Genomic DNA, 13,162 nt, shown 5'->3' with positions numbered 1-13,162 from the left:
TCTCTCCGTCTTAAGCTAGCTGCTTTTCTTCTGTGTGTTTTGCTGTGCACTAGTATCCAGTAATGGCTCCAAATGCCAGATGTCGTCACTGTATTGACTAATGGTTCTATCGCTCGAAAACATGCCACTGGCTGCAGTATTCAAAATACTCATCTTGGTCCAGTGAGCAGTGTCTAAGTAGGCTTGTTCAACTTGCTCTTGCGCTTCTACAAAGCTGGCAAAATCATGAGCGACTAACCATGGATCGTGCGGGCTCTTAATCGCCGCGATAATGTCGTCAAATAAATTAGGCTCAAACAAGTTGAAGTGACCGCTCTCAAGTAAATGCATTACCTTATAGAGACTGTCAGTTTGGTGAATAATCTGCTCTGGATTATAGTGCGCTTTGATATCATCAATTTGCTCTGCACGTGCACCAAATAAGAAGAAGTTGTCCGCACCCACAGCATCACGAATTTCGATGTTAGCACCATCTAACGTACCTATGGTCAAAGCGCCGTTCATCATGAACTTCATATTACCTGTGCCAGATGCTTCTTTACCTGCTGTAGAGATTTGCTCAGATAAATCCGTTGCTGGGCAAATGGTTTCCATTGCTGTTACATTGTAATTTGGTAAAAAAGCAACTCTTAAATACGGTTTAGCAAGCGGATCTTTGTTGATTACTTCTGCTACGTTATTAATTAATTTAATAATTTTCTTCGCCATGTAGTAACCAGGTGCAGCTTTACCACCCAATAGCACACAACGAGGAACAATGTTTGCTGTATCGCCCTGGCGAATACGGTCGTAAAGGTGAATAACGTGCAGTACGTTTAATAGCTGACGCTTATATTCGTGAATACGTTTAACTTGCACGTCAAACATCATTTCGGCGTCAAACTCTACACCACAGCGGTTTTTCACTAACTCAACAAGGCGTTGCTTATTGCTGTGTTTTACAGCTTGCCATTGTTTATGGAATTTAGGATCGTCATATAAACGGCGTAACTGGCTAATTTTGCTAAAGTCAGCAACCCATTCATCACCAATGTGTTGATTAAGCAGTTTAGCCAACTCAGGGTTACAATGTGCTAACCAGCGACGTGGTGTTACACCATTGGTTTTGTTGTTGAATTTTTCTGGCCATAGCTGATAAAACTCATTGAATAAGCCCGCTTTAAGTAGCTCAGTGTGAAGTGCAGCCACACCATTAACCGAATAGCTACCCACAATCGCTAAATACGCCATGCGAATTTGTGGCTCTGGGCCTTCTTCGATCAGTGACAATGCACGTTGTTTTTCAACATCACCAGGCCAAGTTAAAGCAACTTCAGCTAAGAAACGCGCATTGATTTCATAGATAATTTCTAAGATACGCGGTAATAATCGGGCAAATAATGATACTGACCACTTTTCTAATGCTTCAGGCAGTAAAGTGTGATTAGTATAAGCCATGGTCTTAGTAGTGATAAACCAAGCATCTTGCCAATCAAGCTCATACTCATCAACCAAAATATGCATAAGCTCAGCTACAGCAATACTTGGGTGTGTATCGTTTAATTGAAAAACATGGTAATCGGCAAAGTCAGAAAAATCTTCGCCATGTTTACTAACCCAAGTATCAATGATGTCTTGTAAGCTCGCTGATGATAAGAAATATTGCTGACGCAAACGCAGTTCCTTACCGTTCTCACTACTGTCATTTGGGTAAAGTACCATTGTAATTTGTTCGGCTAAGTTTTTACGAGCTACCGCTTCTGAATAACTACCTGCGTTGAATTCGCTCAAATCAAATTCATCAGTAGCTTCTGATTTCCATAAACGTAGAGTATTTACAATATCGTTCTTGTATCCTGGAATTGGTACGTCATAAGGCACTGCTAAGACATCGTGAGAATCTAGCCATTGACGGTGCTCACGGCCATATTTATCAGTATAGCTTTCAACATGACCAAAAAATTTTACACGCTTTGATTGCTCAGGCGCACTGAGCTCCCAAGGGTGGCCTTCACGTAGCCAATTATCTGGTTGTTCAATCTGATGACCATTTTCAATAGCTTGATTAAACATCCCATATTCATAACGGATACCATAGCCAATCACTGGCAATGCAAGGCTTGCACAGCTATCTAAGAAACATGCTGCTAAACGCCCTAAGCCACCATTACCAAGACCGGCATCATGCTCAGCTTCTGCAACTTGCTCAAGTTCTGTACAGTACTCTTGTAATGCTTTAGCGACTTGCTCGTCTAGATCTAAGTTTAAAATCGCATTACCAAGTGCACGCCCCATTAAAAACTCAAGTGATAAGTAAGCTGTTTTACGGCGCTTTTGCTCATGAATTTGTTGTTTAGTAACACGACAGCGGGCAACAAGCCTGTCTCTAATAGTTAAGGCTAATGCATGGTATAAATACAGTTGTGATTTACCGACTTTGTCACGCCCTAAGGTATAATAAAAATGGCGTGATAAATCATCGTCTAGGGTACTTTCATCAACTATAGGCGCATCCTGCCAGCCCTTTACAACACATACTTGATCGGCATTTTTAGCCATGATTTAGATCCTCTGAATTGGCGGTAAAAACCCAGCTGCTCATAGCAGCAATCTGTTGTTCCTTATCAACAAACTGTGTTGACATGGGGTGAATACTGGTCAGTGCTAATCGCCACTTTCCTTTTTCTAAACTAGGAAGTTGGCAATTTACCGGCTCTGATCCTGCATTTAAAATAATCAATAAAGCTTGATTTGTGTGCTTGTCTGTCAGGCTGTAGATCAACACTTGACGATCGCCTTGATGCCAATCATCTTGTTGCATATTAGTGCCTGATTCTGTAAACCATGCGACCTCATAACGTGGGTCATTATCGTGAACAAAAAAATGGTGTTTAAAAATACTGAACTGCTTACGAATGCGCAGTACATCGTCAATAAATCGGGTTAAAGGGTGACTAAGTTGTGAGTCTTTCCATGCAAGCCAGCTTGTGCGATTGTTTTGACAATAAGCGTTGTTGTTACCACCTTGTGAGTGTGCCATTTCGCTTCCTAAAGAAAGCATAGGTACGCCTTTAGAAAGTAACAAAGTTAGCAGCATATTTTTTTGTTGTTGTAAGCGTAATTTGCTTACTTGTGGGTCATTGGTAAAACCTTCGGCACCACAATTAAAAGAGTGATTGTCACTGTGGCCATCCCGATTTTGCTCACCATTAGCTTCATTATGTTTATTTTCGTAGCTGACTAAATCAGCAAGCGTGAAACCATCATGACTAGTGATAAAGTTGATACTATTGAGAGGGCCACGTAAGTTATGTTCAAACAAATCGAACGAACCATGTAAACGTTTTGCTAGCTCACCAATAACACCCTGTTCTTGTTTCCAAAAGCGCCTTATAGTATCGCGATATTTATCATTCCATTCACGCCAAGGTGAGGGAAAAGCTCCTAATTGATAACCGCCAGGACCTATATCCCATGGCTCTGCAATGAGTTTAACTTGGCTAAGTATAGGATCTTGATTGATAGCTTGAAAAAATGCATGTGCTTGATTAAAGCCATTGGGGTTACGAGCTAAAATCGTCGCTAAGTCAAAACGAAAACCATCTACTCCCATTACTTCAACCCAATACCGCAAGCTATCAAGCACAAGTTGTAAAGTCCGAGGCGAATCAATATTTACCGTGTTGCCGCAGCCTGTATCATTAATGTAATGTTTTGGTTTCTCTGCAACTGTACGGTAATAACCGAGATTATCTAATCCGCGAAGTGACAAGATAGGCCCATCAGTTCCTGCTTCAGCGGTGTGGTTATAAACCACGTCTAATATTACTTCGATATCAGCTTTGTGTAGCGCCGTCACCATTTCTTGAAATTCACAAATATCATCATTAACTAGATAATCTTTATGCGGCGTAAAGAAATTAAGCGTGTTGTATCCCCAGTAATTTTGTAAGCCTTTCGCCGTTAAAAACTGCTCGCTTATAAAAGCATGGACAGGTAATAATTCTATGCAAGTCACACCAATCTTGCGCAGGTGCTCAATAAAACTTGGATGGCTTAAACCTAAAAACTTACCTTGCAAAGATTTTGGGATCTCTGGGTGACGACAGGTTGCACCAACCACATGGCATTCATAAATAACCGTTTTGCCCCAGCAATGATTTGGTTTTTTCCCAGCGTAAGGTGTTAGTTCCCGTACCCGTGATTTAGGCATATCAATCGCGTTGTTAACCTGGCTTAATTTCCCAACAGGCATTTGCCCATAATGGCGTTCACTCCAAGTAAATTCGCCATATATATCACGTGCGTAAGGGTCCAATAGCAGTTTGTGATTATTAAAAAATAGCCCTTTTTCAGGTGCATACTCACCATCAGCCCGAAAGCCATACAAAGCACCACTTTTCAGAGGACTCACTTTTAGCGTCCATATCCCGCCTTCGTTCATATGCATCGCGAGAGTGAGAATCTCAGAATGACCACTACTGTCAAATAAGCACAACGACATATGTTGCGCTTGAGGGGCGTACACAGCAAAATTAACGCCATTGCCAACAACAGACGCACCTAAAGGAGAGCTCACCCCGACTTCGAGTTCGACACTATGACTCATCGCTCACCTTCTTCAGGTAAATAGTTGCAAGACCAGGCAAAGAGATACTAATACTTTGATTAAAACCATGACTTTCTATAGCTTGGCTTGTAATGATTTGTTCGGCGTGACTGGTAACTTCAACACCGGAACCAAAATAGTCAGTTTTGTCGGTATTTAAAACGACTTGATAAGAGCCCGATTTTGGCACGCCAATGACATAATCGTGATATACCTGTGGAGTTAAGTTACAAATCACCACCACAAAGTCTTTCGCTTTTTTTGCATAGCGAATAAAGCTAAACATACTTTGCTCAGCATTAGTGCTATCAAGCCATGCAAACCCTGCAGGGTTGGTGTCTTGCTCATACAAGGCTGGGGTGCTTGTGTAAACGGCATTCAATTCTTTGATAGTTTGCTGCATACCACGATGGCTCATATGCTCAAGCAAATGCCAGTCAAGAGATTGATCGTGATTCCACTCTTTGCGTTGGGCGATTTCTGCACCCATAAATAACAGTTTTTTACCCGGATGCGCCCACATAAACGCATAATATGCACGTAAGTTTGCAAACTTTTGCCAATCATCTCCTGGCATTTTTTCTATTAATGAGCCTTTACCATGCACGACTTCATCGTGACTAAGCGGCAAAATATAGTTTTCGCTGTAAGCGTAAACCATTGAAAAAGTCATTTCATGATGATGATGCGAACGGTATATCGAATCACGTTGCATATAATGCAAACTGTCATTCATCCAACCCATGTTCCATTTATAACCAAAGCCTAAACCATCATGATCAACTTGGCGTGTAACCCCTGGCCATGCTGTCGACTCTTCAGCCACCATCATTATGCCTGGATTTTTTGCATAGCAGCGCATATTTACTTGTTTTAAACACTCAATGGCGCCTAGGTTTTCTCGACCACCAAATTGGTTTGCAATCCACTGCCCTTCTTCACGGCTATAATCCAGATAAAGCATTGAAGCAACAGCATCAACACGTAAGCCGTCAATGCCAAACTCATTTAACCAATACATTGCATTTGCAATTAAAAAGCTGCGAACTTCTGCTCGGTCATAATTGTATATATACGTATTCCAATCTGGATGAAATCCTTGTCTAACATCAGCATGCTCGAATAAATGGGTTCCGTCAAAACGATGTAAACCATGAGGATCGCTAGGAAAGTGCCCGGGTACCCAGTCAAGAATAAGACCGATATCGGCTTCATGACACTGTTCAACAAAATAAACAAAATCTTCAAAACTGCCATAGCGACTAGTCGGGGCAAATAATCCAACGGGTTGATAACCCCATGATCCATCAAAGGGATACTCACTGATAGGCATTAATTGCAAATGCGTAAAACCAAGCTCTTTAGTGTACGGAATAAGGTTATCGGCAAGTTCACGCCAAGTTAGATAGCGCTCACCGTTATCTCGTCTTTGCCAAGAACCCGCATGCACTTCATAAATACTAACAGGCGCATCGACACAGTTTCGTTTAGCACGATTCGCTAACGCCTTTTCAGAAAGCTGAATACCTGTTTTTAGCTTTTGTAGCACTGACGCAGTACCCGGTGCTTGTTGCATCTTAAACGCAAATGGATCGGCTTTATCAAGCACTTCTCCGGTCAGAGTCGTGATAGCAAATTTGTAGCATTGATGCTCTTTAAGCCCTGGGATAAATAACTCCCATACCCCACTGGCAGGATGAAAACGCATAAAATGACGATTACGCTGCCAGTAGTTAAATTCACCAATCACAGAAACACTGCTAGCATTCGGTGCCCATACCGTAAAGCGTACTCCATCGACACCTTGTTGAGATACAAAATGAGCACCAAAATGTTGATACGCATACTCTAAACTACCTTCATTAAACAGATACATAGCCTGTTCATCTAAGGTGCTATCAAAACTGTACTCATCATGTTGTAGATGGTTAAATTCATCGCTATAACTGACATCTAGTTGGTAGTCAGGCTTTGTTTTTGACTTGATATTAGCAATAAATAAGTGACTATTACCTTGTTGCTGCGCAACGATTTTTTCTGTACCAAGTAAAACCGTAACACTACTAGCACCAGGCAAAAAACAACGTATGTCATAACTTGAGTCATCACTTTTATGAGGCCCAAGAAAGCTGAAGGGGTCTCTAAAACAACCACTGACTAATGCATCTATCTGTTTTTGATAAATAATAGGTTGTGCATTTTGCTCTTGACGAACTCGACTTCGCATTATTGATTCCTTATCGAGATTAAATTGGCTAAGAATGACTGTTGCGCTTTAATAATTTCCGCCGCTGGACGCGATAATAAACGCCGCCAATTTGGGTACTCTTTGTCTGTACCGGGGATATTTACAGGCAGTACTTGCTGGTCTAAATCATCTATTTGAATAGTAAATAGCCTTGCTGGTGCTGCTGCTAAAGACGATGCCAGAGCTTCATATACCAAGAAAGCGTCTGCATCTAACGATAAATATTGTTCTGATTCGCGCGCTATAAAGTTTAGCATGCGTTGCTTTTCAAGGTTTCGCGCATCAAACAGAGCCCTTGCTTGCCCTTCATCTAGCAAACCATATTGTTGTTTAATGGTAATATCATGGCCAATCCACCAACCTTTAAAAGGTGGAACGTCATGGTTTGCTATCATTAATAAGCTTTGAGGAGCAAAATGCTCAGCGGCTAAAAACTCGCCTTGATAATCTTTTTCGAAATAAAACAGTCCATTAGAATATATTGCGCTCGCTTTTAGAGCTTCACGTACTTCATTCGGTACAACTCCTAAATCTTCACCAATCACCACACATTGATTAAGGTGAGATTCAATTTTAAGCACCGCTAATAAATGCTCAAATGGATAATAGACATAACAACCATCTTGCTGTGAATTATTTTTGAAGCACCACCAAAGTCGACGAATTGCCATTACATGGTCAATTCTCAGACCGCCAACGTCTTCCATATTGGCTCGGATAAGCGAACGATAGAATGCAAAGTTGTCCTTGCTTAACTTTTGCGGATTAAGGGCTGGTAGCCCCCAGTTTTGGCCATGCTCAGCCCAAGGATCTGGTGGTGCGCCGACATGCGCACCTTCGGCAAAAAGTTCGTTTTGGCTTTTAAACTCACTACCATCACCTGCACACCCAACAGCTAAATCATTGATTAGGCCAATAGCCATACCACTATCACGGGCTGCTTGTTGGCATATATTTAATTGTGAATGCGCTTGCCATTGTAAGTAACTTGCATAATCACGATCGCCAACCAGCATGGTGGATAGGCTACGCTTATGCGTATCACAAAAAATCGCGAACTGTTCTTTTCGATCTGGTGAGGCAAACTCGCAAAAATGCTGATACAAACAACTAAATACTTGATATTTGAATTCACTGACCGATGTGTAATCGATGTAAGACGAATTGGGTTGCGGCTTATCTGCTAATAATTTAGTAAGTACCTTATTATTTTTGGCGTCCTCGCATTGCGATACAGCAATATATAAAGGATTTAATAAAGCTCGGGAATTTGGGCTATAAGGGCTTGCTCTTTCTGGGCTATGCTCAAATAATAAATGCAAGGGATTAAGTAGCACATAATCCATATTTTGTGCTGCTGCTTCTTGAATCAGCTTTTCTAAATCCGCAAAATCACCAATACCTAAACCATCTTCATTACATAAGCTATAAAGCTGAATAGATAAACCTAAACGCTTTTTATCATCAATAGAAAAACACTCTTTTGGTACTACCCAAAGTTGGCTGTGAGACTGCTGATCTGCAACAGAAATTAGCGCGTCATGATATCCAATCGGCATGTCAGGAACCGGTAAAGCGAGTTCGAGATAACGTATGCCATTTAAACCATAATCTCCGAGTACCTCTAAACCCTGTAAGTTTTCACGGGTAAAGTAAATATTTAACGAAGGAACGCTTAATGTGCATGATCGTGATAACAAACGTTCATCTAAGCGTACTTTCAAAATAGGCTGATGTGCCTCAACAATACTTGTTTGAGGCAACAAATTCAGCCAAGTACCTGCATCTAATGCAAAATTAAGTTGCTTAATTGCATCTTCATCTTGAGTATCGATACCACAACAACTAAGTGCCTGCTTACGTGTACTTTCATCGAAAATAACATGTTCGCCAGTGTACTTAGTGTATTCATAGCCTATGCCATGCAGGTAATATAACTGCGAAAGTGACTGCATTAAAACACCTAAGCGCGCTGGGTATTAACAATGCTGTTATCAGTACCAAAACCGTTAGGAATATAACCATCAGCTTGGTGATCGTTGTCCCATGTTTCGCCGTTAATTAAGTAGCGGAAATGAAATTCTTGATCTAAAGGTAAACGCTGTTTGTATTTGAAAACTTGTTCTTTTTTATTGAACTTCATTGGCACTGGTTGCCAATCTGTAAATTCTGCGACTAATTGCACATCATCAGCGTCAGGGTGTTGGAATTCAAAGGTAACTTCGGTTTCGTCTTTAGTTTTAAAAAAACGTTTACTTAACATAGTGGGCTCCAATTCAACCAATTGGTAAATTAATCCTTGCCACAGTCCCGCACTAATAAATCATTGAGCGGAAACTGTGCGTTGCAGGTTTTGCTATCTTGCTTACAAAAACATCAAGTTCGTGTTAGTAAATCAAACCTATATTTACGCATTATGACAGTGCAACTGTTTATTTTTTGCACCAAAATAGTGCGTAAAACATACAAAATTACAACAATCATATTGCTATATTATTACGAGCAATAACTGAACCAAGTTGATGGTAAAATATACTTTATTTTCAGCGTCATTTTTATCAGCTCTCTACATAACTTATAAAAAGTAGATAACAATTTAGGTTGGGTAAAGTGAATAAAATTGAAGTGATTAATTAGAGTAAAAGCACCAAAAGAGACACTACTTCACTCATCAAAAAACATTAGCTAATTATTTCCAAAAATGAAAACTTGTTTACGCCACACTGTTTTTATAAATAAACCAACAAAATAAGTAAAAACAAAGTTTAAATTCTTAACTACTTTCTATGCTACTACCACATAAATTATTAAAAAATAAAATTATAAAACAACCGTTAACTTCAACATTGTCCAATTAACGTTTTTAAAAATTATCTTAGTAAAAGTGTAAAAACAATAAGTAGAAAAGCGTAAATTAAAAGCTGAAAGCCATTCATCAAATTATAGTACGCATTGCTAAACCTGCAATGTAATAGCAATTTGTTCTGACACAGAAATCTATATTTACAGAGTCACCTCTATCAAAATTAATAACACCACCTGAAACTCTATAGATAATAAATAAAACTAAAAACCTATGGATAAAATAATTAAATATATAAACTTTAAAATTTAAAAACAAAACAACCAGAACGATATTGGGTACAAATGTAAAAATTTAAAACCTTTTAGTAACCAGATTTAAAAACTAATAACAAAAATTGTTTTATCAACACAAACAAAATAGTATAAAAGTCATAGGAAAACCACCATAATGCAACCTTAAAGTTGTATACACATAACACTAAACGCTATGAATTTTCACATTAAGCACTCATCCAAACCCCAAAGTATGAGAAAGACTTTGTCTATCTTAAACACAAACAATATACTCAATTCATTAACTGGTGAGGTTTTATAGTAAAACAAAAACACCAAAACGGTAGTAATTTATGGCTAATACTCTTCGAATTTTATCTATATGTATTATAACTCTAATAGCTTTTATATACGGCTTTAATATCTTTTTGACTAAACAAGTCAATGATTTAGTTTATGCTCCTAAAGGCATAGACATACATACCTTCGAACAAGGGCAAGTAAATGTTGTTGCTGCCCCTTGGTATAATCTTGTTTTAAGTGGACAGCACTTAATTTACAACAACGACATCGCTTATATTGTAATTAATGTCACAGCGGATTCTGTAATTACAACGAGTGCTTCAGACCTTGTACTTGCTACGCTTTTAGCACCTATTAACATAATCATCTTGCTGTTATTAGCGTTAGCTGTAAGTTGGCTAGTAAGTTTAAGATTCAAAAATAAAATAGAAAATCAAAGACTTGATTTTCTTAACAATCAATTTATAGAATTGCTCAGTGGCCTAAATATTGCCATCAATTCTCATCATACAAAACGTACTCAACTTGAACAGTTACAAAATAACTTTCAATCTCTAAGTACATATATCACTAATTACACCCGCGAAACTGAAGTCAGTATTTATCAAGATAAATTGACCCACCTTATTGATCGACATGCTTATATAGAGCATCTTGCCAAACAGCTAAGAATTGCAGAAGTTAATAAGTTTAGCTGCGCATTATTATTTATTGATTTAGATGGATTTAAACAGGTTAATGACTCTTTTGGTCATAGCTTTGGAGATGATGTTTTAATTCAAGTTGCATCTCGTTTAAGTAGTGTTTTACGCCATCATAAAATAAGTAACATTTCACCAATTAGTCAATTAGAACAAAACCTAGCTCGACTTGGAGGTGATGAATTTTCTATCTTCATTAACTTGAAAGATAATAAAGGAAAGGCATTAGAAGTTGCACAGAATGTGTTGCATGAAATTGAACGCGACTTTGTCTTAGGTAATAAGCTGATAAAAATTAGTGCCAGTATTGGCATTGCTGTTTATCCCGATAGTGCAGCTACTCCACAAGCATTATTACAAATGGCAGATGTGGCTATGTACCGGGCTAAAACTGACGGCCGCGGAATATTTAAGGTGTATTCACCTGAAATGGGCAAAAAAATTCGCCGCTACCACTACTTGTTAGAAGAGATGCGTCTTGCGATTTCCAGTAATAGTTTTCATCTATCTTTCCAACCCATAGTCCACGTAGATGACTGTGCTATTGACTACTTTGAAGCGCTCGTTAGGTGGGAGCACCCAGTTGAAGGTTTCATTACACCAGATGAGTTTATCCCTATTGCTGAAGAGTCAAACCTGATATTGGAACTCGGCGATTGGATCATGCTTGAATCATGTCGGCAAATGTCAGCTTGGTACAATGCCGGTATGAATAAAGTTTCTATTTCGGTTAATTTATCCGGCGTCCAATTAAAGCATTACGACATTTATGAGTGGGTAATGGAAAAGCTTGCTAAAACTGGGCTACCAGCAAAAGCGCTAATGCTAGAAATTACCGAATCAACTTTAATCAAAGCAAGCAATAAGATTATAGAATCATTAGAAAAGCTTCGAGGGGAAGGGATCACTATTGCAATTGATGATTTTGGTACAGGGTTTAGCTCTTTAAGTACCCTTGCAGACTTACCTATAGATGTGATCAAGCTCGATAAGTTGTTTGTGTCACAAGCTAACGATAACCTTAAGTATAATGAAATCATGCATTCGGTTAGCGAGCTTGGCCGCAAACTCGGTTTGAAAATCGTTGCCGAAGGGGTTGAAGAACTCGCTCAATTTGAGTTAGTTAAATCGATGGGCATTAACTGTGTTCAAGGCTACTTAGTTAGTCATCCTGAGTCATCAGTTAATGTTGGCCATAAAGTCTTGCAGGATAACATTAACTTTGTGTCTGTCACTGGGACAGGGGTTTGGAATATACAGCAGCCGCTTTAGTAAGTTATAATGAACACATTATTCAAAGCCACTCCCTTGTTAATGTTAAAAAAAAGCTTACTTACGGTATTAACCTTGTCAGTCACCGTCATCGGATTGTTGATTGCTTCATCCATTTACACCCTGTACAGCAAAAAACGTTTAACTGTAGATCCGAAACTGAGAGAAATTTCAGGGATTGAATTTGATAAATTTAACCGGCTTTGGGCGATTAATGACAGTGGCGATCAGCCAAAACTCTACCGCCTTAATGAAGATGGTTCAATTGCAAAAGAAATTTTGGTAACCAATGCTAAAAATATTGATTGGGAAGATATGACGCAAAATAAATTTGGTCACTTCTTTTTAGGAGATTTTGGCAATAATAAAAACGACAGAAAATGGCTAACCATTTATAAAATAGAAAATCCTATCGACATCAAAAGCGACACCACAGAAGCAGAGATAATCAAATTTACTTACCCAGAGATGGATGGCAGCCCTATTCAACCTGATCAACGTAACTTTGATTTAGAAGCCTTTGTAGCGCTTGGCCGACACCTATACCTATTTACTAAAAATCGTACTGAACCATTCGATGGTATTACGAAAGTTTATAAAGTTGGTGATCATGCTGCTAATTTTGATGCTGAATTGATTGATTCGTTTCAAACTTGCACCACAATGGAAAAGCTATGTTGGATCACATCTGCGGCCCTCAGCCCAGACCGGAGCAAATTGGTTCTTCTTGATTCCACCAGCATTTGGTTATTTGAAAACTTTCAAGGCGATAAGTTTTTCTCAGCCGATGTATCACGTATTGATTTAGGTATCGTAACTCAAAAAGAAGCTATCACCTTTTATGATGACAACACCATTGTCTTTACTGACGAAGAATTTAAAGGCATAGGTGGGAATGCTTATGTCATAAAACTCGATGAAGTCGAAAAAAAAGTCATCCGCAAAGCGCCCAGATCCAATCAATAGAGAAGA

The 13,162-nt window shown here is 39.0% G+C and carries 7 protein-coding genes; 2 read left to right on the top strand and 5 right to left on the bottom strand.

Translation table 11 applies throughout. The features are described from left to right. Positions 1 to 15: 15 nt before the first annotated feature. Genes HCZ11_RS02390 through HCZ11_RS02370 form a run of 5 tightly spaced genes read right to left on the bottom strand, consistent with a single transcriptional unit; the run spans position 16 to position 9,099 of the window. The gene (locus HCZ11_RS02390; protein ID WP_167657530.1) at positions 16 to 2,538 is read right to left on the bottom strand and encodes a glycogen/starch/alpha-glucan phosphorylase; all 2,523 of its coding nucleotides are present in this window, start codon (positions 2,536 to 2,538) and stop codon (positions 16 to 18) included. Further along, a complete protein-coding gene (gene glgX / locus HCZ11_RS02385; protein ID WP_130052681.1) occupies positions 2,531 to 4,588 on the bottom strand; it encodes a glycogen debranching protein GlgX in 2,058 nt (685 codons plus the stop codon). Before glgX ends, HCZ11_RS02390 begins: the two co-directional genes overlap by 8 nt. Beyond that, positions 4,578 to 6,815, bottom strand: coding sequence for a 1,4-alpha-glucan branching protein GlgB (gene glgB, locus HCZ11_RS02380; protein WP_167657529.1), 2,238 nt, complete (start codon positions 6,813 to 6,815; stop codon positions 4,578 to 4,580). Before glgB ends, glgX begins: the two co-directional genes overlap by 11 nt. Then, positions 6,815 to 8,791 (bottom strand): 4-alpha-glucanotransferase, encoded by a 1,977-nt coding sequence (gene malQ / locus HCZ11_RS02375; protein WP_167657528.1) that lies wholly within the window; start codon positions 8,789 to 8,791, stop codon positions 6,815 to 6,817. Before malQ ends, glgB begins: the two co-directional genes overlap by 1 nt. 8 nt (positions 8,792 to 8,799) lie before the next feature. Beyond that, positions 8,800 to 9,099, bottom strand: a complete 300-nt coding sequence (locus HCZ11_RS02370) for an isoamylase early set domain-containing protein (RefSeq protein WP_167657527.1) — start codon at positions 9,097 to 9,099, stop codon at positions 8,800 to 8,802. Between the two features lie 1,168 nt (positions 9,100 to 10,267). On the opposite strand from HCZ11_RS02370, the gene HCZ11_RS02365 reads away from it, so the two are divergent. Together HCZ11_RS02365 and HCZ11_RS02360 are read left to right on the top strand one after the other, a co-directional pair. Further along, a complete protein-coding gene (locus tag HCZ11_RS02365) occupies positions 10,268 to 12,190 on the top strand; it encodes a bifunctional diguanylate cyclase/phosphodiesterase (protein ID WP_167657526.1) in 1,923 nt (640 codons plus the stop codon). Between the two features lie 42 nt (positions 12,191 to 12,232). Continuing rightward, positions 12,233 to 13,156, top strand: coding sequence for a hypothetical protein (locus HCZ11_RS02360; RefSeq protein ID WP_130053026.1), 924 nt, complete (start codon positions 12,233 to 12,235; stop codon positions 13,154 to 13,156). Positions 13,157 to 13,162: the final 6 nt, after the last annotated feature.

Source organism: Pseudoalteromonas sp. HF66 (genome assembly GCF_011806445.1).
GTDB lineage: Bacteria > Pseudomonadota > Gammaproteobacteria > Enterobacterales > Alteromonadaceae > Pseudoalteromonas > Pseudoalteromonas apostichopi.
Note: the sequence above shows the minus strand (reverse complement) of the source record. Positions and strands in the feature narration are given on the sequence as shown.